The 25809-nt window shown below is 43.3% G+C and carries 26 protein-coding genes and 1 tRNA gene; 16 read left to right on the top strand and 11 right to left on the bottom strand.

Annotation, left to right across the window (positions count from 1 at the left end; genetic code table 11):
• Nucleotides 1–3: 3 nt before the first annotated feature.
• From J0L83_04315 to J0L83_04325, 3 genes are all read right to left on the bottom strand, one after another.
• Nucleotides 4–1041, bottom strand: coding sequence for a hypothetical protein (locus J0L83_04315; GenBank protein ID MBN8663771.1), 1038 nt, complete (start codon nucleotides 1039–1041; stop codon nucleotides 4–6).
• A 73-nt stretch (nucleotides 1042–1114) separates the two neighbouring features.
• On the bottom strand, nucleotides 1115–1771 hold the full coding sequence (locus J0L83_04320; GenBank protein ID MBN8663772.1) for a response regulator transcription factor: 657 nt from the start codon (nucleotides 1769–1771) through the stop codon (nucleotides 1115–1117).
• A gap of 52 nt (nucleotides 1772–1823) precedes the next feature.
• Nucleotides 1824–4784, bottom strand: coding sequence for a hypothetical protein (locus J0L83_04325; protein ID MBN8663773.1), 2961 nt, complete (start codon nucleotides 4782–4784; stop codon nucleotides 1824–1826).
• Nucleotides 4785–4905: 121 nt separating this feature from the next.
• Here J0L83_04325 and J0L83_04330 point away from each other — a divergent pair.
• From J0L83_04330 to J0L83_04340, 3 genes are all read left to right on the top strand, one after another.
• A tRNA-Leu gene (locus J0L83_04330) sits at nucleotides 4906–4990 on the top strand.
• 616 nt (nucleotides 4991–5606) lie between these two features.
• Nucleotides 5607–6845 (top strand): DUF2130 domain-containing protein, encoded by a 1239-nt coding sequence (locus J0L83_04335; GenBank protein ID MBN8663774.1) that lies wholly within the window; start codon nucleotides 5607–5609, stop codon nucleotides 6843–6845.
• Complete coding sequence (locus J0L83_04340; GenBank protein ID MBN8663775.1) at nucleotides 6842–7933, top strand: hypothetical protein; 1092 nt, start codon at nucleotides 6842–6844, stop codon at nucleotides 7931–7933. The genes J0L83_04335 and J0L83_04340 overlap by 4 nt, the downstream gene beginning before the upstream one ends.
• On the opposite strand, the gene J0L83_04345 is transcribed toward J0L83_04340, so the two are convergent.
• Nucleotides 7930–8562: a 4'-phosphopantetheinyl transferase superfamily protein gene (locus J0L83_04345; protein ID MBN8663776.1), complete on the bottom strand. Its 633-nt coding sequence runs from the start codon at nucleotides 8560–8562 to the stop codon at nucleotides 7930–7932. The genes J0L83_04340 and J0L83_04345 overlap by 4 nt on opposite strands.
• A 76-nt stretch (nucleotides 8563–8638) precedes the next feature.
• On the opposite strand from J0L83_04345, the gene J0L83_04350 reads away from it, so the two are divergent.
• The 3 genes from J0L83_04350 to J0L83_04360 all read left to right on the top strand — a co-directional run bounded on the left by J0L83_04350 (nucleotide 8639) and on the right by J0L83_04360 (nucleotide 11714).
• Nucleotides 8639–9175 (top strand): dCTP deaminase, encoded by a 537-nt coding sequence (locus J0L83_04350; GenBank protein MBN8663777.1) that lies wholly within the window; start codon nucleotides 8639–8641, stop codon nucleotides 9173–9175.
• A gap of 160 nt (nucleotides 9176–9335) precedes the next feature.
• Nucleotides 9336–10307, top strand: coding sequence for a hypothetical protein (locus J0L83_04355; GenBank protein MBN8663778.1), 972 nt, complete (start codon nucleotides 9336–9338; stop codon nucleotides 10305–10307).
• Between the two features lie 108 nt (nucleotides 10308–10415).
• Nucleotides 10416–11714 carry an erythromycin esterase family protein gene (locus J0L83_04360; protein ID MBN8663779.1) on the top strand — a complete coding sequence of 433 codons (1299 nt, stop codon included), beginning with the start codon at nucleotides 10416–10418 and terminating at the stop codon, nucleotides 11712–11714.
• 46 nt (nucleotides 11715–11760) lie between these two features.
• Here the strand turns inward: J0L83_04360 and J0L83_04365 are convergent, their stop codons facing one another.
• Nucleotides 11761–12879, bottom strand: coding sequence for a DUF3810 domain-containing protein (locus tag J0L83_04365; GenBank protein ID MBN8663780.1), 1119 nt, complete (start codon nucleotides 12877–12879; stop codon nucleotides 11761–11763).
• A 100-nt stretch (nucleotides 12880–12979) separates the two neighbouring features.
• On the opposite strand from J0L83_04365, the gene J0L83_04370 reads away from it, so the two are divergent.
• The 9 genes from J0L83_04370 (at nucleotide 12980) to smpB (ending at nucleotide 20213) form a co-directional block, all read left to right on the top strand.
• A complete protein-coding gene (locus J0L83_04370) occupies nucleotides 12980–13525 on the top strand; it encodes a DUF177 domain-containing protein (GenBank protein ID MBN8663781.1) in 546 nt (181 codons plus the stop codon).
• A gap of 26 nt (nucleotides 13526–13551) precedes the next feature.
• A complete protein-coding gene (rpmF, locus tag J0L83_04375; protein ID MBN8663782.1) occupies nucleotides 13552–13746 on the top strand; it encodes a 50S ribosomal protein L32 in 195 nt (64 codons plus the stop codon).
• A 32-nt stretch (nucleotides 13747–13778) separates the two neighbouring features.
• A complete protein-coding gene (plsX, locus tag J0L83_04380; GenBank protein MBN8663783.1) occupies nucleotides 13779–14723 on the top strand; it encodes a phosphate acyltransferase PlsX in 945 nt (314 codons plus the stop codon).
• Between the two features lie 261 nt (nucleotides 14724–14984).
• Nucleotides 14985–15161: a hypothetical protein gene (locus tag J0L83_04385; GenBank protein MBN8663784.1), complete on the top strand. Its 177-nt coding sequence runs from the start codon at nucleotides 14985–14987 to the stop codon at nucleotides 15159–15161.
• Between the two features lie 137 nt (nucleotides 15162–15298).
• Complete coding sequence (locus J0L83_04390) at nucleotides 15299–16654, top strand: pyridoxal-phosphate dependent enzyme (protein MBN8663785.1); 1356 nt, start codon at nucleotides 15299–15301, stop codon at nucleotides 16652–16654.
• Between the two features lie 2 nt (nucleotides 16655–16656).
• A complete protein-coding gene (locus tag J0L83_04395; protein ID MBN8663786.1) occupies nucleotides 16657–17451 on the top strand; it encodes an ABC transporter substrate-binding protein in 795 nt (264 codons plus the stop codon).
• 98 nt (nucleotides 17452–17549) lie between these two features.
• A complete protein-coding gene (gene fbaA, locus J0L83_04400; protein ID MBN8663787.1) occupies nucleotides 17550–18617 on the top strand; it encodes a class II fructose-bisphosphate aldolase in 1068 nt (355 codons plus the stop codon).
• A gap of 164 nt (nucleotides 18618–18781) precedes the next feature.
• Nucleotides 18782–19717, top strand: a complete 936-nt coding sequence (locus J0L83_04405) for an acetyl-CoA carboxylase carboxyltransferase subunit beta (GenBank protein ID MBN8663788.1) — start codon at nucleotides 18782–18784, stop codon at nucleotides 19715–19717.
• A 52-nt stretch (nucleotides 19718–19769) separates the two neighbouring features.
• A complete protein-coding gene (smpB, locus tag J0L83_04410; GenBank protein ID MBN8663789.1) occupies nucleotides 19770–20213 on the top strand; it encodes an SsrA-binding protein SmpB in 444 nt (147 codons plus the stop codon).
• On the opposite strand, the gene J0L83_04415 is transcribed toward smpB, so the two are convergent.
• The 3 genes from J0L83_04415 to J0L83_04425 form a co-directional block, all read right to left on the bottom strand.
• Nucleotides 20214–20633, bottom strand: a complete 420-nt coding sequence (locus tag J0L83_04415) for a hypothetical protein (protein MBN8663790.1) — start codon at nucleotides 20631–20633, stop codon at nucleotides 20214–20216. It abuts the gene before it with no gap.
• Complete coding sequence (gene lipA, locus J0L83_04420) at nucleotides 20633–21568, bottom strand: lipoyl synthase (protein MBN8663791.1); 936 nt, start codon at nucleotides 21566–21568, stop codon at nucleotides 20633–20635. The genes J0L83_04415 and lipA overlap by 1 nt, the downstream gene beginning before the upstream one ends.
• Nucleotides 21569–21638: 70 nt before the next feature.
• Complete coding sequence (locus J0L83_04425; GenBank protein ID MBN8663792.1) at nucleotides 21639–22457, bottom strand: hypothetical protein; 819 nt, start codon at nucleotides 22455–22457, stop codon at nucleotides 21639–21641.
• A 40-nt stretch (nucleotides 22458–22497) separates the two neighbouring features.
• Between J0L83_04425 and J0L83_04430 the strand changes: the two genes are divergently transcribed.
• On the top strand, nucleotides 22498–22905 hold the full coding sequence (locus tag J0L83_04430) for an OsmC family protein (protein ID MBN8663793.1): 408 nt from the start codon (nucleotides 22498–22500) through the stop codon (nucleotides 22903–22905).
• A 36-nt stretch (nucleotides 22906–22941) separates the two neighbouring features.
• On the opposite strand, the gene J0L83_04435 is transcribed toward J0L83_04430, so the two are convergent.
• Genes J0L83_04435 through J0L83_04445 form a run of 3 tightly spaced genes read right to left on the bottom strand, consistent with a single transcriptional unit; the run spans nucleotide 22942 to nucleotide 25806 of the window.
• Entirely contained in the window at nucleotides 22942–24222 is a 1281-nt protein-coding gene (locus J0L83_04435) for a DUF2851 family protein (GenBank protein MBN8663794.1), read from the bottom strand.
• Between the two features lie 46 nt (nucleotides 24223–24268).
• On the bottom strand, nucleotides 24269–24862 hold the full coding sequence (gene maf / locus J0L83_04440) for a septum formation protein Maf (protein ID MBN8663795.1): 594 nt from the start codon (nucleotides 24860–24862) through the stop codon (nucleotides 24269–24271).
• Complete coding sequence (locus tag J0L83_04445; protein MBN8663796.1) at nucleotides 24862–25806, bottom strand: geranylgeranylglycerol-phosphate geranylgeranyltransferase; 945 nt, start codon at nucleotides 25804–25806, stop codon at nucleotides 24862–24864. Before J0L83_04445 ends, maf begins: the two co-directional genes overlap by 1 nt.
• Nucleotides 25807–25809 lie beyond the last annotated feature (3 nt).

The raw sequence follows: 25809 nt of genomic DNA on the forward strand, positions 1-25809 counted from the left end.
GATTTAATTTTTCACCATTTGCGCTTTAATCACAAATGCTTCTGCATATCGCTCTAATGCTCTCTTGGCGGCTGCTTTATACTTCTCTCTTGTTGTAGCAATTACCACCGGCTCGCTTTCTAATTTTTTCACCAAGCCTATCCGGAAAAACTCGTTGCGTTTTTCTGCTCTGGAAGGATCTTTAGCCAACTCTGTAGCAAAATCCATTTCAGCCGCGATACCCATTTTCACATTTACGTTTTCCATCTGCACTTTATCATTGTGCAATAGGCTGAATCGAAGTGTTTCGTAAAAATCACTCACACGCATGTAGGCGGTTACAGCAGTTTCTGATTTCATTACAGTGGTATTGTTGGAAGACGAATTTGCAGACTTATATGCATTACCTGTTTGGATATTCAAGTCCACATCTATATAAGCAAAATCAACCGTAACATTAATAAAGCCAAGTGCTGCACCCAACTGATCACTCATCCTGCTAACGCTTTTACTTTTCAGAAAAGCAAACCCGTTCTTACCATTAAATAATTGCTTTCCGCCATAAGCCTGATAAGCTACCCAAGTATTGCCCTTACTTTTTTCTTCCTCATTATCGCTTTTATCACTGTCGGCATCTTTGTAATAATCAGTTCCTGTAACAGCAGTCCAGGCAACTGTATCAATACCAGCATCCTTCAGCTTTTTTTGGAAATAGCTGTAGAAATGATCTACTACTTCCTGATAATCTGCTGCTGTAAGTTCACCATCGGTCGTTTCCAGATATGCTGTTACAGAAGCTTGTGCAGCTTTGCCGGGTGTTTTACCGAAAAAGCCTGCTTTCTTCTCTACTTTCTGTACCGATTTGGTGGTTACTTGCTTAAAATTCACCGACACTTCGGCTAATGCCAATTTTTCCATTTTGGGCATCACTTTGGCTTTACCAAAAGTGCCACCAACGACAATATCCAATGACTCACCTAGTTTCTTTTGTGCATCTGTGAACTGAGCCTGTGTTGAACAGACAATCATGGCTCCAATCATTGTAGTAAAAATCGTACGCATGTGCTTTGGTTTGATGTTATATGCTGTAAAACTCAAACCTTCTTGCGCTCAGGTCAATAATACATATGTAGTATTAGATCCACTTATTCTTATAGGCAATTTGAACGGCCTGGGCTTTTGAATTGATGTGCAGTTTCTCATAAATCTTGCGAATATGCACCCTTACAGTATTAGGACTAATAAACAGCTTCGCCGCAATGGCTTTGTAATCATGGCCTTCCACCATCTGGCGGATGATATCCATTTCTCTTTCACTCAAAATACTATTGGCTGCTGTATCTGTAACTGGTGAAGACAAAGTCTTTAACCAACTCATGGTTTTCCTGGCAATAGCCGGGCTCATGGGCGCTCCATTATAGATCATGGCTTCTCTTACGGCTTCACGCAGTTCAGTGGCGGCATCATCTTTCAATAAGTAACCACTTGCGCCGGCCTGTATGGCTTCAAAAATCTTTTCATCGTCGTCAAAAACTGTCAAAACCAGAAAACGGGTATCAGGAAACTTGATAGTGCCAACAGCGATTGCATCAATGCCACCCATAACTGGCATATCCAAATCCATGAGTACTACATTGGGACGCTCAGCCTCATCCATGGCCTGCATTTTCTCCATAAAATCGCTGCCATTGGATGCTTCTAGTATAATGCGCATATCGCTGCATCCGTCAATATTTCGTCGGATGGTTTTCCTATTCACCAGCTTATCATCCACAATACCCAATCGAATCATAGTTTCAAAATTGCTTGCTTATTCAGGTAAAACCACTAATGCAAATGGAGTATTATCCTGTTTCTTCCAACCGAATAATTGTTCCACCGTTACTTGCTGTTTGTATTTGGAGGCTAAAGCCAATTTCTACAGCCCTAGCCTGCATGTTCTGTAATCCGAAGCCTTGCTCCCTGCTATCTAGAGCAAACCCTTTTCCGTCATCTTCTATTTGAAAACATATGCGTTGTTGATTTGCAAAATGTATCCGGATATTATTGGCATCCGCATGCTTACATGCATTTTGTAAAGCTTCCTGCAAAACCCGGAACAAGTTGAGTGAAATCTGGGGGGTTAAAATCCGTTCTTCATGAATATCGGTAACAAAATGCAGTTGCTGTCCCTGATAATACTTGCTGATTCTTGTTGCATAGGTCTTGAATCGATCCACAAAAGCCGTCAAAGTCAATTGTTCGTTATTCAATACCCAAATAGTTTCACGCAGATAACCCATGATGTTTGCTGCATAATCATGTAATTCATCCACGTAAGTATCTTCAATTGTCTCTTGTTGCTTTAGTTGATGAATACCAGATATCAATGCTGAAGTGTATGCCCCGATATTATCATGCAAATCCCTGCTGATACGCCCACGTTCATCCTGCAACTGTTTTTGTACTTGTAGTGCCTGTATTTTTTTTCGATACCTGATTCGGTTATACTGAACAGTAAAAACAACTGCAATTACCATCAGTGCTGCAATCATGAGCGCATAAAAGCTTTTGGTTTCCCAAAAAGCCGGATAGACTTCTATACGTAAACTTGCAATGGGTGCTTTTGAGAGTCCAGCAAGTGTATATGCAGCCCTGAGCTCCAGAACCGATTCACCTTTGGGCAGATTGGAATAAGTGACGCTTGATTCATCGTATTTCAATGTTTGCCATTGATCATCTACGCCCTTTAAACGGTACTGATAAAAAATCGCTTTCGGTTGTAATGCCTGTCGCAATGAAAAAGAGAATCGGATACTTTTGTAACCGGGTTGAACAGCCAGAACGCCATTGTCTATTTGTTGGGGCTCTCCATTCAATAATACCTCAGCAATCTTAGCCTCCACGAAAGCATCTTGTGCAGTAAATCTATCTGCGTCAATACTGATCAATCCTCGAACACTGCCAGCCAGAATTTCGCCCGACTGATTGGCAAACAAAGCACCAATAACAAAATCATCTGATGGAAGTCCATCTTTACTGCTGATTAGGTCTATCTGTTGTTTGGTCTGATCAATTACATTTATACCTGAACTGGTGGTTGCCCATATCCTATTTTTCCGGTCAACAGCAATACCATAAATCAGGTTACTACTCAACCCCTGCTCTGTTGAGTAATGCATTAATCGATCTTTGCGAATACAAAAAATTCCATTGCTTAATGTAGCAATCCAAATGCGTCCGTCCTTATCTTCTGTAACTGCAGTAATGATGGTTCGGCCAAATACATCCGTGATGCTCTTAGAGCGATAAACCTGCTTTACTGATAAGTCGCTACTACGTTGTTCCAGACCAATATGCTTACTAATCCATAACTGCTGATGTGTATCTTCAAATACATGCAGACTATACCATCCTGCTACATCCTTCTTCTTGTATGAATAATAAGATTGCCACTGCTTTGTAGTAGGCTGATACACAAAGAATCCTTTTTCTGTTGCCAGAAAAACCCTGCCGGTAGCATCACAAAAAAGATATAAGACAGATTGTGTTTGTAATAAGGAATCATTCCGCGTAAAAGCTTGCAGCGATTTGCCTGTAGAATCAAGCACATACACACCTTTTCTTTGAATTGCCACCCAAAGCCTTGATTGTTGATCAACAGTAAGCGATGTTACCCTGTTTGCAGCAAATAATTTATCAACCGGTTTATGCTTATTTACCAGCGAAAACTTATACAAACCATCTGCAGAACCTATCCATCTATAACCACCTAAATCAGCCACTGAAGTAACTGGCTCTTCTTGTAAACCTGTTTTGTATAAAAAAAACTTTCGAAAAGAAGGATGGTGATAGGCAAAACCTGCATTTGCTGAGCCAACCCATACATTGGCCTGCCTGTCTTCATATGCGCATAAGATATTAGCAGAGGGAATAGACTGTTGCGTGGGTTGATAACTAATAGTATCTGTTATAGCATAGCCTTCTATGATAAACACTCCTGCTAAAGTAGACACCCATGCTTGTCCGTTTCGCAATAAGGCAATATGCTGTATGGGAGATGGTAATGAAAGTGTTTTGTTCAACCACTTACTCGAGCGCGTATCGAAAAAATGAATGGTGGGAAGATTCTCATCTGTATAACACCATAAAACAGATGCAGTATCCATCACGTGCTTGATAATGACATCTCTTGATCTTAAAGCTGCAGGTAATAGCGCAATAGTACGTGGTTGATATTGTTTATTACGACTTGCCAAAAGGACGCCTTTCTTAGTAGAACTTCCCCACAGATTGCCTTCCTGATCAAAGACCGGACTTCTTAAATCGCGCAATCCGGTATCAGCTTGAATCATCTGCCCTTTGTTATTGATGAAAACCGAAAAACTGTGCTGGATAAACAAATTGTTTTGCCGATCGCGGATAATGGTCTGATAATTTCGGTACAATTCTGTTCGCTCTGTTGCGGAAAAATAATACCGTGTGAATTTGCCGGTACGCTTATCGAGTTTATTCAAACCACTTCTTGTACCAACCCATAAATAACCAAGCGCATCTTCTTCAATGGATAAAACAAACTGATCGCTAATAGTGGTGGTATCTTTTGGGTTACACTTATAGACCCTGAATTTTCTTCCGTCAAAACTATTTAGGCCATCTTGGGTACCAATCCAGAGCAATCCGTCTTTATCTTGAAAAATTACGTGGACACTGTTTTGGGATAACCCATCTTTGGTGTTAAAGCCTACGAATCGGTACTGCGTCTGGGCAAAAGCCGAGAACATGAATAAACAGCATATTCCTATCAGCAGCAGTCTAGATAACATAGGTGTATCAAGATAGTCAAATGCATTCAATCGGCTTGTATATGGTTGAATCGCTAGCGAGTAAAAAAATCAAAAAAGACTAGTCTGGATAGCACTCAAACCCTATTTTTGCAGCCCGGTTGCCCAGGTGTTGAAACTGGTAGACAAGCCACTTTGAGGTGGTGGTGCCCGTAAAGGGCGTGCAAGTTCGAATCTTGTCCTGGGCACAAAGCCCCCAACAGGAAGTGTTGAGGGCTTTTTTATTGGATGCGTGCAAAGCTTGCTGTGCTAAGCAGACAAGGAAAAAAGCCTCCACGCTGAAAGCGGGGTTAGGGCTTTGAGTAAGACCTCCTTCTTGATCACCGAAGGTAATCTTGTCTATATCACTTCGCTTAGAGCAAAACGCCCACCGAACCAAAGGTTCGGGAAGGGCTTTGGGTAAGACCTCCCGTTAAGATCGCCACAAGTAATCTTGTGTATAATGCCCATCGCGGTGTCCCCACCGCGATTATTGTAAATTATATTCAACCCCTTCAGGGTTGTGATTTCGTTTACCGCTCTATCCTATTCATATTGGACGCCTTCAGCGTCCGGTAAAGCCAGATCAAAAAATGATATTCACCCCAGGCTGAAGTCCGGGGAAATACCCGCAAACTTCATCCTAATTATTTCCAGGGACTTAAGTCCCCGGTATACTAAAACCAAACTACGCTTCTTCATTACCCCCGACTTTAGTCGGGGGATACATAAAATCTCAGCTCTTAATGCTAAAACTGTTCAACACAAACACATCCACGCAACTCCCCACAATTGCTGTAATTTGTAGCCAAATTCAGCGAGGATATGTCAGGATTGATCATTTGCCCCAATTGCAGTCACCAGTTTGAACCTACCGACGCATTTCGGGAAGAGGTACAGAAAGAATTAAACGCCAAAGCCGCCGCATGGCAAAGCAAGAAAGAAGAAGAATTCAAGCTCAAAGAAGCCCAATTGCAACAACAACTGCAACAAAAAGATGCAGAAGCCAAGCAGCAATTACAACAAGCCATACAACAGCAGGAAGCACAGATGCGTCAGCAACTGGCACAGGATTTTGAAAACCGCATGCGCTTGCTACAGGAAGACAATCAGCAAAAAGAAGAACAGCTGAAAAAAGCAAGGGCGATTGAGCTGGACATGATGCGCCTGCAACAGGAACTGAAAAATAAAGAACAGGAACTGGAAATATCCGTACAGAAAAAAGTATTAGAAGAAAGAGAACGCATCAAAGAACAATTGCAAAAAGAGGAACAGGAAAAACGCAGCCTCAAAGAACAGGAACACCAATTACAACTGCGTGAGCTGCAGAAGCAATTAGACGACCAGAAAAAACTGGCCGAAGAAATGAAGCGTAAGGCCGAACAAGGCAGCATGCAATTACAAGGTGAAGTACAGGAATTGATGCTGGAAGAAATTTTGCACACAACTTTTCCTTTCGACAAAATTGAAGAAGTGGGCAAAGGTGTACGCGGTGCTGATTGTATCCAGATCGTACACAACAGCTTTGGTCAGGAAGCTGGTAAGATCATTTATGAAAGTAAACGCACCAAAGACTTTGCCAACGACTGGATTGAAAAACTCAAAGCAGATATGCGCACCCTTGGTGCCGATGTGGCGGTGATTGTGACGCAAGCTCTCCCCAAAGACATGGAACGCTTTGGTGAAAAAGATGGCGTCTATATCTGCACTTTCGCGGAAGTACGCAGCGTGGCACTCTTACTGCGCAATGCCATTCTTAAATTGTTTGATGCACGCAAGAGCCAAGAGAACAAGGGCGACAAAATGGTGATGCTCTACGATTACCTCACCAGCAACGAATTTGGTGAACAATGGAAGGCGATTAGAGAAGGCTTCATGGCCATGAAACTCAGCATACAGAAAGAGAAAGATGCCATGGAAAAACTTTGGAAGCTGCGTGAAAAGCAATTGGAAAAAGTATTGTTGAACGCAGCGCATATCAAAGGCTCAGTAGAAGGCATTGCCGGTGCAGATGCAGTAAACCTGAATTTATTGGAAGACATCGATCCACAACTGGATGCATGATTGAACTGAATACCGATAACCAGCCCGATAAACCATCGAGAAAGAAACCCATTTTTCCGGTGAATCCGCAGTTGCGACAATACCTCACGCGCTATGGCCGCGAAGTAAAATTGCCACTCACCTATAAAGATTTATTACGCTTTACCTATACCCTTCCACTCAAGAATAAAAAAGGTGAAGCCACTTCCTGGGAAACGGCTAGTTATGATATGCAGGACTGGGAATACCTGCGCGAGAACTTGGTGAAGATTTATGCGATCTTAAAAACGGAAGGTGATCTCAGCTTCATCAATCACTTGGATGTGGCGCGTGTTGATTTCTGCTATTTCGGTAATAGTCAGCCCTTCCGCATCCGCATCGTCAACAAGTTTAATGATAACTACGATCATTACTATATCAAACAAGCAGACGCCAATCGTATTTATGGTTTGGAATTAGAGCATATCCTCTCTCCTAACCACATTACTTTCTTTACCGACCACAACACCCTGATTGAAGAACATATTCCCGGTGTGCCCGGCGATCTGTTCATCAAGGAATACCTGCAAAACGAGAATACCAATAAGATTCGTTTGGCAAAAGAGTTTGTAAAATTCAATGAACGCTGTTTTGTGCATTTACTGGGCGATATGCGTGCGTACAATTTTGTAGTGAGCATTATTCCCGACATTGAAGACTTTCAATACCGCATTCGCGCGATTGATTTTGATCAGCAGAGTTATGAAGGCAGAAAGAGCCTATACCTGCCGCAGTTTTTCAAAGAGAACAATCCCTATGTAGAAACGGTGATGCAACACCTCGACAAAAAATCCATCGCCCAATACCAAACAGAAGAAAGAACCATGATCGCCTGGCGTTTGGTTTCTTCCCGCTATCGCGTGAAAGAATTGTTGGACTTAATGGGTATTGACCAAATCTCTACACCTGAGAAAACACAACAACTCAAGGAAGAACTCAGTGCCTACTTTCAACAACCGCTTTTCCTGAAAGCCAAGACCATGGGCCAATTGGTGAAAGTGCAATTGAAACAAATGTTGCGCAAGAGTCTGTTGATTCTACCTAAATCGAAAAGTAATTCTGTGTATTAAACCGGCGTGACCGTCCACACAAGCGACTGCTTACCCAATTGCCTAAAATGTAATAAGAGTTTTTCCTGTACCTCGTCTTTCCAAAACATGGCATCCATGGTACCCTGCTCGTTTAAAGCAAAGGGCATGATGCGCAGCGCTTCGCTGAAATCCACATCGCCATTGCCCCACCATTTGAACATGGCTTCTTTGGCACTCCACAAAAATGTGAGCAAAGCTGTCTGCTGCTCTGCCGGAAAAGTATTCACGAAACGCTGTTCTTGTGGATGCAGGTATTTGTGTTTGATGCGGTGTACCCGCTCGGTGAAAGTTTCAATATCAATACCCACGCGATGATTGGTACTCACAATAGCTGCTGCATAATCGCCGCAATGCGAGATGGAAAAATGAAATGCCTCGCTAGGTAAAAATGGTTTGCGTGTATCCGCAATCAGGATTTCTTCGTAAGGAAATGCAGGAAACAAATAGCGCAACAAGTATCGTCCGGCCAAATGCTGTAAGCGCTTGTGCGGATGCGAAATCTCTCGCTGCAAAGGCACGGTGGTGCTGAAAAAATCTTCCGTTTCTTCCAGCTTCCATACGGCCAAACGGCTGCTCGCGTTGATATCTTGTTGATAAAACAGAGGCATGCGCGAATATCTGTTTTTCCCTGCGCGATTACTCATTTATTTGCCATTAATTCGTACAAAATCAACTGAATCGAACATGATCCTCTCCGATTCCCGCATACTGGAAGAAATCAGCAAGGGCACCATTAAGATTGAGCCTTACGACAGAAGCTGCCTCGGTAGTAATAGCTATGATGTGCACCTTGGCAAATGGCTGGCTACTTATACCAACCACATTCTGGATGCCAAGCAACACAACCAGATCGAGTATTTCGAGATACCGGATGAGGGCTTTGTTTTATACCCCCACGTATTCTATCTCGGTGTAACCCAAGAGTACACCGAAACCCATGCACATGTGCCTTTCTTAGAAGGCAAATCTTCTACCGGTCGTTTAGGTATTGATATCCACGCCACAGCCGGTAAGGGCGATGTTGGTTTTTGTGGTAACTGGACTTTGGAAATATCCGTAAAGCAGCCTGTGAAAGTGTATAAGGGCATGCCCATTGGCCAGTTGATTTATTTCCCAGTAGAAGGACCTATTGAAGTGGCCTACAACCAAAAGAAAAACGCCAAGTATAGCCAGCAGCCCGATAAGCCTATTGAGAGCATGATGTGGAAGAATCAATTTTAAATTGACAATTGATTATTGTTGATTGATTTTTGACTATTAGCAATTCATGGATTAAATGAAGCAGCTACACATATTCCTTTGAGCCTGCTTCACTGCTGCAGAAGTTGAAAGACATTAGTATACCGACAGATAGCAATACCTAATACCCGTCTATAACTTTATGGCAGAAATTATATCTAAGCGACATAGCATAAAGTTCTATCTGGCTTTAGTAATCATTTGCCTTTTGTTTTTATTAATGGCAACTCTTTTCTTGAACGGATTTTTAGAACAAAGGAGTAATAACTATTTATACCCTAAAGATTATTTATTGCTTGTGCTTAGTATTCTGGCGTATTGCAGTGTACCTTATTTTATATATGCTCAATTTAAAAATGCGCCTATCATAAAAGTGAATGCGCACTCCATCACAATAAATCGTGAAGAACTATTCTGGTCAGATATGGTAGAGATTGAGCTTGTAGGCAAGAGAAAAGTCCCATCGATTATTGGTAAAGATTACGCAGAATCAGCTGCATTCAGTTTCAAAAACGGCACAACCAAAGTCATATTCGATGACATGTATGCAAATACTTGGGAGATAAAATCTTTCATCCAAATGGTTATTATCGATAAGAAGCCATTCTCTACTAGTCCCAATACATTCATTGACAAGGATAAACCCTCATTAGATTTTTTTGACACTTTTAAAGGAAATCAGCTAACATCTTTCAGGGGAATTCTACTTTGGGCGTTTATTATCTTTATCAATTTAAAATTTTTCATTTTCACTAGCCCTTTAAACTTAAAAGGACTGCCTTATATCACCGGCTTTTCAGTAGTCTTCTTTATGCTGTTCTCTTATCAAATGTATTATTTTGAGGTCTCGGATAATTATCTTGTCATTCGCAATCATAATTTCTTCTGGATAAGAAAAGCCTATAGGATTGATCAATTGAAAGAAATCGTATTTGAGACCAAAGGGAAATTGCCTAATTGTTTACGCGTCATCACAAAAGACTTTAAGTACAATTTTTTTCCGGCATGCACACTTCACAACGAAGATTGGTTAGCCTTTAAAAATAAATTAGAAACCTATCACATCAAGGTTAGAAACGAGTGTATTCCTGACCCTACAGCTTCTTCTGATTAAACGAGATTTCATAGATAGTTATAATCAACCTTAAGCAATTAACAATTGTAATAACGAATCATTAAAAGTGCTTCTCGTTATGTAAATTAGCTACTGATCCTTTAATACATGTCCTCCCGCAAACTGCTGCCCCTATTACTGATTTTGTTGTTGAATAGTGTTTGCTACGGCCAGCAATACGTTAAAGCCTATGTGCAGACTAATTCAGTGCCCATCAAGCATATCAATATTCAGGAGCATGATTTCACAGACCTAGAGCCCATTGGGCAGGCCATTGGCGATGCCCGCATTGTAGCACTGGGCGAGCAAATGCATGGAGATGCCACCAGCTTTGAAGCCAAGGGCAGACTCATCCGTTATTTACACGAACAAAAAGGCTTTAACCTCATTGTGTTTGAAAGTGATGGGTTTGGCCTCACTTATGGATTTGCGCAAGTGAAAAACAAACCTGCAGACAGCATCAACAAGTTTATCTACCACAATCTCCTGGGTTTATGGGCCTGGTGCAAAAGCGCGGCGCCCTTTCTCTACGGCTATATTGCACAAACACAAACTACTGCTACCCCACTACACATTGCAGGTATGGACTGTCAGAATCAAAGTCCCTACACATTTACCCACTTGCCCGGTCAACTACAAAGCATCCTGTCTAAACTCATCACTACTTCGCAGGATTCTATCCATGCAAAGACCGTTTTAGACAATTTGCACACCACATTTTTCAATGAACAAAAAGCCAATCCCACCGGTTGCGAAAATGGCTTAACTGCTTTAACTGCGTTACTGAAAAACACAACACTGCAAGGGCTCAATGCAACAGAAATCAATATCCTCAACAATGTAGAAGCATCTTTCCGCAATATTCTGCCACTGCTGCAACAGAAAATGGATACTGCTACCAAGCATGTGTACAGAGACCGGCAGATGTTTCAAAACCTCTTATGGTTGCTGCAACACCAATACCCCAATGAAAAGGTCATTGTATGGGCACACAATGCCCATATTGCCAAATCGCTTAGCGAAAACAATCCACGCATGTTGGGGCATTATCTCGGTAATCCCAACTTGAATCCCTTCAGTTATTATGCACTGGGTATTACTTCCTACAATGCCACTTCTGTTTGGACCGCTTCTGTGCAATCTCCCATACAAGCACAACAACCCTTGCGCAACAGTTATGAAAATTGGATCAATAAGGATTGGGCTTTTGCTTTCACCGACTGGAAGCTGTTTCATCAACAGCATAAAAAAGATACCGAGTTTTCCATGAAGGGCTCTTTAGAGCTAACCCAGCACATGAATCATATCTACCCTTGGCACAAAGTGTATGATGGGGTTTTGTTTATTCGCAATATAACCGGATGTACCAAAATCAGTGAGGCGGAAGCAATTGCAACGAAACGATAAAGATTGATGATTGTCGATTGATTATTTTCAATTGTTGATTAAATATTCACGATTGACGTTTCACGTTTGACGATTGCCCCTTCTTCCTCAACGCCAACACCCAAGCCACCACATCATTGTAACTATTCACGCCTTTTAATTGATCGTTGGCTAATAAGTATTGATTATAGATAGAAGAAATTACCGGTGCCACATTGTTCTCTTCTCCACGGAAGAACTGGCGAATCATTTTGCGGTCGTGCAACACCAATGGATCCATTTCTTCCAATCTTTGTCGGCCATGCAGAAAATAACCCTCCACATCTTTAAACATCAGTTCCGATAAGAGATAGGAATAGATATCCAGCAAAGCTGCATATTGAAAATAGGGATCATCGCTGGCCATGCAAACCAAGTAACTCACAAAATTGGCTTGGTCTTCGCTGGCATAACCTAACTGATGCGCCATTTCATGGCATATCGTAAAAGGCTTAGTCACATCGGGCACATTCCAACGCAAATTGGCTTCACCAGTTACGGGATTGAAATAACCGAGATAACCGGCGTATTTCCCCCAAGCACCAAACAGACTTTTCTTCACTGCAGGTTTATGGTAAGCCAGAAAAGGATAGATTTTTTCAGCTTTCTGATAAGCAGTCTGGGCTTGCAACAACAAATCGCCTTTCGGCATGGGCAATGCGCTATCAACACTAATTTGTCTTCTCAGCCTGCTCAAGTCTGCCACCAAATCGCAGCGTAGCGCTTCCAACTCGGTCTTGGTATAATTACTGTCTACCTGCAGCTTCAGCTGACTCGCAATGCCTGCTCGGTAATAGTTCAGTCCCCAAATACCATAGAAAGCAATATAGACCCAGCAGCAAATCAGCACCAATCGGCCAACCTGTTTCAGCAATAGCTGCTTTTTGAGTTCTTTGCGCCAAACCTGTCGGACAAATCGAAAAACAATGATAATCAATACGATAGTCAAAAAAGCATAGAGCACATCCCCCACACTAAAGGGAAAAATTCCGGTGATACTCCGTAAAAACCGACCAATAAAAGGATACACACCCGTACTATACTGAGCTTCCACCCAGTTGGGTTGGCGGGCGGCCAGGCTCACCCCTAGCAATCCAAGGAGGGTGACTGACCAGACGAGAATTCGGCTAATTTTGCTCCTGTTCATGGTTTCAGGGGTTTTCAACAGGTGTGGATGAATCAAATCCGCCATTTTCCTTTGTCATTCCAGACAGAGCACTTACCTTTGCCAACCCTAAAAACCGTCCATGAGCCACCGGAGAGAGTTTGATATTGCGTTTGTGGGTTTGAAACCAGGTGTTCATGTGTACGAATATAGGATAGACGACAAGTTCTTTACAGAATACGGGGAGCAGGATTTTGTTAATTGCAAGGCCGACGTAAAACTCAGCCTTGACAAGAAAACCGGCTTTATTCAGTTGCAATTTGATGTTGGCGGCAGCGTTGATGTGATTTGCGACCGTTGCGGGAACACCCTTACCAAACAACTCTGGGATGAATTTAACCTGGTAGTGAAAATGGTGGAAGAGCCCGAGGCAATGAATGAGCAGGAAGAAGATCCTGATGTGTACTACATCAGTCGCGGCGAAAGTCATTTGCACCTGGCCGACTGGCTCTATGAATTCATCAACCTGAGCATTCCGATGCAGAAAATGTGTACGGAAGAGCAATATGGCGGACCGCTTTGCAACAAGGAAGTGTTAGAAAAGCTGAAGCAGATGGAAGATGAAGTGATGAAGGAAACCAACCCGCTTTGGAAAGGACTGGAAAAATTTAAAGACTTAGATCAATAACAAAGGATACCATTAAAATTTGAGTTATGCCGAATCCTAAACGCAGACATTCTCAGCAGCGCAGCGCTAAGAGAAGAACACACTACAAAGCTGAGACTGTTACTTTGAGCAAGGACAGCACAACCGGCGAAACACATGTACGCCATCGTGCACATGTAAGCGAAGGTAAATTGTACTACAAGGGTAAACTGGTGGCTGAAAAAGCACCCCTGAAAGCTTAATCCTTTAGTATAACCATACTGCTTAGCCGGACATGAACATTGGACTTGACATGATGGGGGGCGACTTTGCACCGCTAGAGGCGGTTCAAGGTCTGCAACAATATTTGTCGGGTAACAATGGTCCGGCTCATTTATTTTGTATCGGTGATGAAGCACAGCTGAAATCGCTCCTAGACGAGCATCAGTTGAATCATCCCAATATTCACGTTGTACACGCTGCCGAAGTCATCGGCTACCACGAGCACCCTACCAAGGCCCTGAAAGAAAAAAAGCAATCTTCTATTGCCATCGGTTTTTACATGCTGGCAACCGGAAAGATTGATGCATTCATCAGTGCAGGTAATACAGGTGCTATGCTGGTGGGTGCGATGTACAGCCTCAAGCCTATTGAAGGACTCTCCCGTCCTACCATTGCCACAGTCTTCCCCAAACTCTCTGGCGGTACCGGCTTATTGCTGGATGTTGGCCTGAACGCCGATTGCAAACCCGAGCAACTGAACCAGTTTGCCGTATTGGGTAGTTTGTATGCGCAGCATATCCTCGGCATTGATCAACCCAAAACCGGTTTGATGAATGTGGGTGAAGAAGAAGGCAAGGGCAATATCTTGGCGCAAGCCACTTACCCACTCCTGAAAGAGAACAGCCGCATCCATTTCATTGGCAATATTGAGGGCCGCGACCTGTTCAATGATAAAGCCGATGTAATGGTCTGCGAAGGCTTTACCGGTAATATCATCCTCAAAATGGCGGAGTCTATTTATGATATTGCCTGCCAGCGCAACCTGCAGGACGATGCGTATTTCAGCCGCTTCCACTACGAAAACTATGGCGGCACACCCGTTTTAGGTGTAGCCAAGCCAGTGATCATTGGCCATGGCATCAGCAATGCCAAGGCATTCATGAACATGATCCGCCTCGCGGAAAAAATGATCCAGACCGATTTGTGCGGTCAAATTGCAGGCAGTTTTCAGGCCTAATGCTGGATTTTCTCCTTTTCTCCTTCTGATTTTCAAGATTTTTGTCAACTTATTTGACCGCTCATCATTTCCTATTCAGCTTTGGCACTTACCTAAATCGAATCAACTTATTCATTATCAATACATAATGACTTAACCCATTAATAGCCTTACTAAATTACCTTTTTAAAGATGGTACTGTGTGTTGCATAGTACCAAATATTTCCCCATCTTTGTGTTGTCAATGTGAAACAAACACCAAAAAATTTAAAAATAGATTTTATGAAAAAGACAATCTTCGCCATCTACGTAAGCGCTATCATCGCCTTAGTACCTGCTACTTTTATTGGTTATTTATCCAATACCAATGCTGCTGATGAAAGCATCGTGAAAGATGATACGCCTAGCAAAAAGGCCGATAATAAGACTGAAGTCTTTACGATTCTGAAGACTTTCTAAACGAGTTGAGGGCAAGCAACCGAAAGTGCCGGTACTGTTCAGCAGTGCAGGCACTTTTTGTTTTCAACATTACACAGCAAACGCCTATTGAGACGCCCCTATCCGCTATATTTGCGCGCAAACAACTGTTAGTTTTTATGTGGTTGAATAATATTCTGGAAACGATTGGCAATACGCCCCTGATTAAGCTGAACAAGATTACCAAAGACATACCTGCCACCGTGCTGGCCAAAGTAGATTATTTCAATCCCGGTAACTCCATCAAAGACCGTATGGCGTTGAAAATGGTGGAAGTAGCAGAGAAAGAGGGCAAACTCAAGCCTGGCGGCACCATCATCGAGTGCACCAGTGGTAATACCGGTATGGGTCTGGCATTGGCTGCCTGCGTGAAAGGATACAAATGCATATTCACCACAACCGATAAGCAGAGCAAGGAGAAAATGGATATCCTCAAAGCAGTTGGCGCTGAGGTAATCGTGTGCCCCACCAATGTGGAGCCCGATGATCCGCGCAGCTATTACTCAGTTGCCAGAAGGCTTGCCAAAGAGATTCCCAACTCCTTCCATTGCAACCAGTACGATAACCTTGCCAACCGTTTGGCACACTATGAAAGCACCGGACCAGAGATCTGGGAACAGACCGAAGGTAAGATTACCCACCTCGTTTGTACGGCAGGCACAGGGGGTACGGTTACGGGTACAGCACAATATTTAAAAGAGAAAAATCCGAACATACAAGTCTGGGCCATAGATGTTTATGGAAGTTTGCTCACAAATTATTTTAAGACTGGTGAGATTGATATGAGCTATGTACACCCCTATATCAGTGAGGGTTTTGGGGAGGATTTTGTACCCGAGAACTACGATGTAAGTGTACTGGATCATTTTGAGCAGGTGACCGATAAGGACGGTGCCGTGATGGCCCGCCGACTGGCCAAGGAAGAAGGTCTGTTCTGTGGCTACAGTGCCGGCAGCTGTTTGCAAGGACTGATGCAGCTCAAAGACAGACTGAAACCTACCGATGTGGTGGTCTGCATTTTCCACGATCATGGTAGTCGCTATGTAGCCAAAATCTACAACGACCAATGGATGATGGAGCGCGGCTTCTTAGATGTGAAAACATTCAAGGATATCGTGAATGCACGTCCGATGCAGAAACTCATCACTGTTTCTCCAGAGCATACCGTAGCACAGGCAGTTGACCTGATGAAGAAATACGATATCGAACACATTCCTGTGATGCGCGAGCAAAACAATGTGGGTTCTATCAGCGAAGTGGGTTTGTTCATGAAGGTCTTCAACAATCCTGAAATCCGCAACGAACCTGTTGTGGGTGTGATGGAGCATCCCTACCCTGTGGTGGATTATGATACACCGGTAGAAAGATTGGGCAGTCTCATCAACAAAGAAAATGGTGCAGTTTTGGCTAAGGATGAAACCGGCAATTTCCATATCGTTACCAAATACGATGTGATCCAGAGCCTTGCTAAATAAACATGCCGCAGTTTACTGATCAGACGGGTTATACCATTTCGCTCAGCCATGTGCCGAAACGGATTGTTTCGCTCGTTCCCTCACAAACTGAATTGTTGTACGACCTCGGTTTGGATGAATGCGTAGTGGGTATCACCAAATTTTGTGTGCATCCAAAAACATGGTTTCGTAGTAAACAACGTGTGGGTGGAACCAAAACAGTGAAACTGGATGCGGTAGAAGCTTTGCAGCCCGATTTGATTCTCGCCAATAAAGAAGAAAATATACAGGAGCAAGTAGAAGCTTTGCGCAACATCGCTCCTGTCTGGACCAGCGATATCAGCAATCTAGCTGAAACACTTGACATGATTCAAGCAGTGGGCGCATTAACAGATACAGCAGCTACTGCAACAACTATTCTAGAACAAATCAACAATTCCTTTGCAGCACTTAGTGGAACTACTCAAAGAAAAGCTGCTTACCTTATCTGGCGCGATCCTTACATGACTGCAGGTGGAGATACGTTTATCAGCGATATGCTGCAATACTGCTGCTGTACAAATGTGTTTGCACATCAGCAACGCTACCCTGCCATCACGCTGGAAGATATTCGAAACAGCGGTGCAGACACAGTCCTATTAAGTAGTGAGCCCTTCCCTTTCAAGGAAAAACATATTGCTGAAATCAGCGCAGAATTACCGGGTGTGCAAGTGTTATTGGTAGATGGCGAAATGTTCAGTTGGTATGGCAGCAGGCTCTTACATGCACCAGCCTATTTTCATGTATTACGCGAGCAGCTTGGACTTCGTGCAACCTGACAATGATCAGTTTTCCGCAAGGGAATTTCTGTATCTTAGCCAGCATAAATGCTTGCTTGCCAGCAATAAACAGTTTATTCATTTTAAAAACCTAACACATGGGTAAGTACAGAGCCGGCGTATTGTACGGCGAAGAACTGAAAGCACTTTTGGATGATGCCAAAGCCAACGAATTTGCATTACCTGCAGTAAACACCATTGGTACCAATACCATTAACGCAACGCTGGAAACGGCTGCGAAAGTAAACTCTCCTGTGATCATTCAATTCTCTAACGGTGGTGCACAATTCATTGCCGGTAAGGGTATGCCAAATGACCAGTTGCAGGGTAATATCCGCGGTGCTATTTCCGGTGCATTGCATATCCACAACGTAGCCAAATATTATGGTGTGCCCGTTGTATTGCATACAGACCACGCAGCAAAAAAATGGTTGCCATGGATCAGTGGTTTGATTGATGCAGGTGAGGAATATAAAAAAGAAAAAGGACAGCCTTTGTTCAGTAGCCATATGTTGGATCTGAGCGAAGAACCCATTGAAGAGAATATCCATACATCAGTAGAATTTTACAAGCGTATGGCGCCATTGGGTATGGCTATCGAAATTGAATTGGGTGTTACCGGTGGTGAAGAAGATGGCGTTGACAATAGTGATGTTGAAAACGACAAACTCTATACACAACCACAGCACGTTGCTTATGCTTACACAGAGCTGAGCAAAGTAGGTTCACTCTTTACTGTTGCTGCTGCTTTTGGTAATGTGCACGGTGTGTACAGTCCGGGTAACGTGCAACTGCGCCCTGAGATTCTGAAGAACAGTCAGGATTATATTGAAAAAGAACTGGGTACTGGCAAAAAGCCTGTGTACTTCGTATTCCATGGTGGTTCAGGTTCTCCTCAGCACCAGATTCGCGAAGCCATCAGCTATGGTGCCATCAAGATGAATATTGATACCGATTTGCAGTGGGCATTCTGGGAAGGTATTCTCAACAACTACAAGAAAAATGAAGGCTATCTGCAAGGTCAGCTGGGCAACCCTGAAGGCGCAGACAAACCCAATAAAAAGCATTACGATCCACGTGTTTGGTTGCGTAAAGGCGAAGAAAACTTCATCAAGCGTCTGGAAGTTGCTTTCGAAGACCTGAACTGCGTGAATAGAAACGCTTAATGCTGCTATCGCCCCTACGGGTATAGCTTAAGACATCATGGATAACCCTGTCAGAATCAATTTCTTGGCAGGGTTTTCTTTTTATCCCGATTTCCACATTCAGGCCTTTGCAAAGCCTTTCAAAAACTGTTTTTCCCTACCTTCGTTGGCCCAACCAGAATTAGATGAAAAAAGACAAAGACTTTATCAAGGAAGACTTTGATCATAGCCTCTCCGGTGAGGAATCGACCAGTGCGCATGAAGAGGCCAAAGCAAAATGGTTTCAGCGACTCAGAAAGGGTATTACCACTTCTACATCCGATAAGAAAGAGACACCTGAAGGTTTGTGGAGCAAGTGTCCGGAATGTAGCTATATCTGTACTGCCAACGAATTAAAGGTGAACCGCTTTGTTTGTCCGAAGTGTAATTACCACCACCGCATTGGCAGTCATGAGTATTACGAAATCTTATTCGACAATAATCAGTACGAAGAACTCTTCTCGAATATTCGCAGCACAGACCACTTGGGTTTTACTGATCTGAAACCTTACGGCAAAAGATTGAATGAAATCCACGCCAAAAAACCTGAACTGCACGATTCCATGAAAGTGGCTGTGGGTAAGGTGAATGGCGAGTTGATTGTGGTAGCTTGTATGGATTTCGAATTCATTGGCGGCTCTCTCGGTAGTGTGATGGGTGAAAAATATTCCCGTGCTGTTGATTATTGCATTGAGCACAAACTCCCCTATCTCGTGATCTCCAAAAGTGGTGGTGCACGTATGATGGAAAGTGCATTCAGTTTGATGCAATTGGCCAAGACCAGTGGTAAACTTTCTCAGTTAAGTGATGCGAAGTTGCCCTATATCTCTTTGCTCACAGATCCAACTTTCGGTGGTATCTCTGCGAGCTTTGGTATGCTGGGCGATTTGAACATTGCTGAACCCGGTGCACTGATTGGTTTTGCCGGTCCGCGTGTGATCAAGGAAGCAACGAAGAAAGACCTGCCGCCAGGTTTCCAGAAAAGTGAGTTCCTGTTGGAACATGGTTTCCTGGATTTCATCGTAGACAGAAACCAGCTGAAAGACAAGATTCATCAGCTGATTATTCTTTTCAAACATTAAGCAGCAATAAGCTTGTATTTTTGCATCCCGCCGCGTGCGGGATTGCTTTTTTATGGCAGCGAAAGAAATGCTCAACAGACAGGCCCGGTTTAACTACCACATAGAAGATAAATATGTGGCGGGCATTGTATTGCTGGGTACTGAAGTGAAATCCATCCGTGATGGCAAAGTGAGTTTCAACGATGCATTCTGTTTGTTTGATGATGGTGAGCTCTGGATTCGTGGCTTGTACATTGCTGAATACACACATGGTACCGTGAACAACCATATTGCAGTGCACGACAGAAAACTCCTGCTTACCAAAAGAGAATTGAAAAGACTGCAAGCTGCATTAAAAGAAAAAGGCTTAACGATTGTACCACTGCGTGTTTTTTTCAACGAGAAGAATTTGGCTAAAGTTGAAATTGGTTTGGGTAAGGGTAAGAAACTGCACGACAAACGTGAGACCATCAAATCAAGAGATACCGAAAGAGAAATCAAACGTTACCTGAAATAATCAGGCATCGTACTTGGGCTTGTCTTCTTCTTGCCAGCTCAATTGTTCCATCAAGGATTCCGGTGTAGGCTGATTGGTAACTGATACTGCAATCAAAAACATGGCTCCCAGCAAAACCAGTGAGCCCAGCAATTCATCCCACTTAAACCAATAACCCCAAAGCCTGTACACGCTTGCTTTTTCTGGTGTACCTGTCTCAAAAATTACGGTCAGTTTTTCGCCTTGTGTTGGATAGATTAATGGATATCGTGCATCCACCGCATAGGTTTTGCTATTGTGTACATACACCGCATAAGGAATGGCATTGCGCAATTCAATGATAGCAGGAGATTGTTCTCCATCCAGATAGTCGGGCTGCCGGGAGAATAAGAGATAACACCCAAAACAGACAATGTATAAAGTGAGTAGCAGGGAACGCATTACACAGTTTGTAATGCCTGTTCTTCCAGCCATTTGTTTCTGCCATAGCCTGGAATCACATGCTTCTCGCTGTGGTATGAAGAACGTACGAGTGGACCACTCTCCACATAATCGAATCCAAGTTCGTAACCGATAGCACGCAGTTCTGCAAACTCATCAGGATGTACAAAACGATGTACGGGCAAATGCTTTTTCGTTGGTTGCAAGTATTGACCGAGTGTTAAAACATCTACGTTTACACCTCTCAAGTCTTGCATGGATTGAATTACTTCTTCCTTGGTTTCACCTAAACCCAACATGATACCGGTTTTGGTACGCATACCGCCTTCTTTCAGCATACGCAATACTTCCAGGCTTCTGCGATACTTGGCCTGGATACGCACTTGTCTGGTGAGGCGTTCAACCGTTTCCATATTATGGCTCACTACTTCCGGTGCAGCATCAATGATGCGTTGCACCTGATCAGCATTGCCTTTAAAATCGGGAATCAGGGTTTCCAGCGTAGTCTCAGGATTCAACTGCTTGATGGCTTTGATGGTATTGTACCAAATAATGGAACCACCGTCTTTCAATTCATCACGGTCTACAGAAGTTACTACAGCATGCTTTACACGCATCAAGTGAATAGCTTCAGCTACGCGTTGTGGTTCATCCCAATCCACGGCTTCCGGTCTGCCGGTAGCCACAGCACAGAATCCGCAGCTGCGGGTACACACATTACCCAAGATCATGAAGGTTGCTGTGCCTTCGCCCCAGCATTCGCCCATATTGGGACAATTGCCGCTTTCGCAAATAGTATGGAGTTTATGGGTATCTACAAGACCGCGTACATGTTTGTAGCTTTCGCCGATAGGCAATTTCACTCTCAACCAGCTGGGCTTTTTTACCCTGCTGTTCTCTTCCTGAATAGCACTAATTACCGGTAATTCCTGCATCCTGCTAAATTGATGGTTACAAAGCTGATAACAAGCCCGCGTATGAAAGGTTGCGGGCCGGGCAAAAGTACTATTTTCTTCTGCCAAACAGCACGTTTACATAAGCCCCCCAGAATAACTTCTTATCCTCCTGCAGGAGCATCTGCTTGATGGGTTGGCTATAATATTCAGCCCTTAAACCTACTTCCAGGGCAGAAACAGTTTCATTGAAACGACCATAATCAAATCGAACGCCGGCTTTCAGGTGACCACCGGGCTGAAATTTCGACTCACCTACGCCTTTAAAAATACCGGCACTACCCAGAATGCTGTTTGCATCCAGGAATTCGGCATCATTGGTATTGTCGTATTTAATTTGTTTGGATTGTCCACTCAAAGGATCTTCCACTTCAATGTAATATGGTTTCAGGATAGCAGCAGAAAGTCCGCCCCCATACACTGCAGAAACAGCCACACCATTCTTATTTCCCTTGCCACCAATCAATCGCTGCTGACCAAAACCGAGTTTCAGGTAGAAGAAATTATTGACTTTGCCATAGATAAATGGATTGCCAATGATAAAGCCGGGTAGTACCACTTGACCCACGGTTAATTTTTCTTCTTTTTTATGCCTGCGCTCACCAAACTCTAACCACCACAAATTAGTTTTGGTAACCGTTTTGTATTTGCCCTTTTCATACATAATGCCATAGCCGTCTGTATTGAAGCGGATACCAAAAATGCCTTGCTTATTGTAAATCAGTGCGCCCTCTTCTTCTTGTTTGATGAGTTGATTGATGCGTTCACGACGCTCCATTTTCTTCAACTCTTTTGCACTCAGCTCACGGCGCTGTGCCGATACCTGAAGAGATGCTACTAAAAGGATGACAAATCCGATCTTTCTGATCATAGATTGAGGTGATGCTTGTAAATTTAGACAAAAATAGCGCATGACTGCTGAGATAATTTATAAAGGAAACTTAAGAACACAGGCCACACATCTGCAAAGCGGCACCAGTATTGAAACCGATGCACCAACCGACAACCAGGGCAAGGGCGAACGCTTCTCACCTACTGATTTAGTGGCTACAGCATATGGCACTTGTATGATCACCACCATGGCCATTCGCGCTGCAGACATGCAACTGAATTTCGACAATACCCGTATTGAGATCACCAAGATCATGAGCAGTGACGCACCACGCCGAATTTCCGGTATCAAATGCCATCTTTATTTCTCACCCACATTTGAAGCAAGTGAAGAACAAAAAGAGCAATTGATACGTATCGCGCGTTCATGCCCGGTGGAAAAAAGCCTGCATCCGGATATTCAATTGGATGTTGCTTTTCATTGGTGAGATACGAATGGCAGCTGATTCGCTGCCATTGATTTGTTAATTCCTGTCAGGATTACGGTTCAGAATGGCGTGCCCCAGCGCGCAATCCAAACAGCGCTTTTGATTGCAGTATTGCTTGCGCAATTCCAGCATGGCTTGGGTATCGCCTGCATGCTGCATCTTCACGCCTAATTGCTTCCAGAAGCGGATTTCTTTATTTGCCTCAGCCGGTAACTGCATCAGGAAATCAATCGCTTTTTCAATGGTTGTAGCGTCCTGCATAACCTGACCATAGCAAAACAAAACAGGAATAACAGTATTGATACAAATATTTTCAATCATGTCTGCACCTAGTTTCTTGACAGTATAAGCACTCATTTCATCAAACCGGTAATGCGCCGACCAATAATCAGCCGCTTGCACGGTAAACAAGGATTGCATTTCCTGCACTGATTGCAGCGCTAAAAGCTTACTGAATAAATTCGGGTGTTGATGCAATAAAGCTGCCAACTGCGCAAGTCGTATGGTAGGAAAAGCTGCAGGCCGCATTCGCAGAAAAACAGGATAGGCAGACACTGGAACCAAATGATATTTTGCTTTTAAGAAATGGTATTGCTCTTGTAACGACATAGGATATGCATCTGCGAACTGCTGATCCAATAAATGTGCCTGCCCCATTAACATAGCTTCCAAGAGCATAGGATCATGTCTGTTTCTTGCAATCAATAAGTATGGTAGCGATTCAGCAATTGCCTCGAACAAACCTGCATTTGCCTTCAATCCAAAATTAGCTGCAAGCATTCGCCAGAGTAATTCATCCCAATGATACACATCAGGCAGTTTTGTCCTGAATGAGGCTGTTTTTCTGATCAGCCTTTCACCAATCAATCTATCCTTCCAGGACTGCATGATGAGTGGAGCAATATCTTTCCATGCAGCACCGCATGGCACGGTTTCAGGAGAGTGCATCCAGGATTGGTATTGTTCAAGCAGGATACCTGAAATTCGAGAAGACAAATCCAAAACGGGTATGGATGCACCGTTGGCTGTGTGTACTTGAGCATTGTGATGCAAGACTACATGGAGTATCACATTGTTGTACTGCTGATCATGCTGATGTTGGTGTTGCAACCAATCACTGGCGTGCAGGTGTAATTCAATATTGCCCACAAACTGGGTTGTGCCAATGGTAATTTTCGCCAGTAAAAAATCTGGCCCCTGATCAAAATTCCAATGCCCGGGAAATTGAATACTAAGCGGTTCTCCCTGCTCAGTAGTTAAATTACGATTGTTAAATAGCTGGTTTTTCCAGATATACTGGAGTAATTGTTCAGTCATGGTGATGTATTTATGCAAATACTTCACCGGGGGTTAATGCTACAAATTACTGAAACCGTTTCAATTCTTGTAATACCCTGCTTACAGGTAAGCCCATCACATTATAAAAATCACCGTGAATTTTTTTGATGCCCGCAACACCAATCCATTCCTGGATGGCATAAGCACCGGCTTTATCGTAAGGCTGATATTTGTCTACATAGAAAGCAATTTCTTCTTCTGTGATCTCGTGAAAACTCACTTCTGTGGTATCTGCAAAAGCAACACGGGTCTCTCCTTTCAATAAAACCACCCCAGTAATCACCTGATGGGTATTACCGGATAAAGCTTGCAAAGTGGCAATGGCTTCATTCCGATTGGCTGGCTTTCCAATGATGGTATTGCCAAGCACCACCACGGTATCCGCAGCAAGAATAATACTGTCTTTATACACCCCATGAAAAGCTGTTTGCACATGCTGCTGCACGGTTATCGCTTTATTGTGTGCAATATGCACCGGCACTTCAGGTATGGTTAAATCAGCTGGATAATCTTCTGCTGTTTCTTTGACAATTACTTCAAAAGATACTTCAGCCCATTCGAGTAAGGTTTTTCTTCTGGGCGATTGTGAAGCAAGAATAATGGATGGATATTGCGGCATCAGAGATAAAAATAAAAAAAGATCATAGATAGAATACCCGTCAACATCACCAGTTTAATCATGGTGCTGAGGCGATGAAATTCAGCAGGCGACTGTGCAGGATACATTTTTTTTAAGACCATCAGTAGCGGCACCACAATAGCTGCAACACAATACAATGCACTGATCCACCACTGGAATTGAGATACGACATACACTTGCAAGACTACAAGTACTGCCATCAACACAATGATCCAAACCGCTACAAATACTTTGGTGGCATTCATCCCCCAGGCAATGGGCATGGTTTTGCAACCGTGTCTGCGATCGCCTTCCCGATCTTCCATATCCTTCACCACTTCGCGGATCAAAGAGATGATGAATGCAAAGCCGGCATACAACACACCTAGTCTGAATATTTTCCGGTGCGCTTCCTGAATGGCTTCAGGCTCTGTGCGAATAGAATGCATTTCCGCCAATGCCAATACCAGTATCACCCAGGCGGTGAGTAAAGAAATCAGCAGATTACCCGAGAGTAATTGCTTTTTCAAACTCATGGAATAGATAAACAGTAATACAATGCAAGCAGCATTGGCAATGGCCAACCAATAGCTATCAAGTTTGATAGACACATAGCCACTTAACAATAAACCAATCAAGCTCAAGAGCAGGTGCCAGAGTATTACCCATCGTCTATTGATGATTTTCTCTACCACCAACTTATCCGGTTTATTCACCAGATCTATGTTCAGGTCAAAATAATCGTTGATGATATAACCTGCTGCAGCAATGAATACTGATGCAGCAATTAACCAAATCAGCATGGTCGTATTTACAGTAGCCACACCACCAGCAGCCTGCATCACCGGCAATAAAATACAGAAGTAAAACATTGCCTGTGTAATGGCAATGAAAACAAGGTTGGGCCAGCGAATCAATTGTAAAAATGCAAGTGGTAAACGCACGGC

The organism is Chitinophagales bacterium, from assembly GCA_017303835.1.
Lineage (GTDB): Bacteria > Bacteroidota > Bacteroidia > Chitinophagales > Chitinophagaceae > JAFLBI01.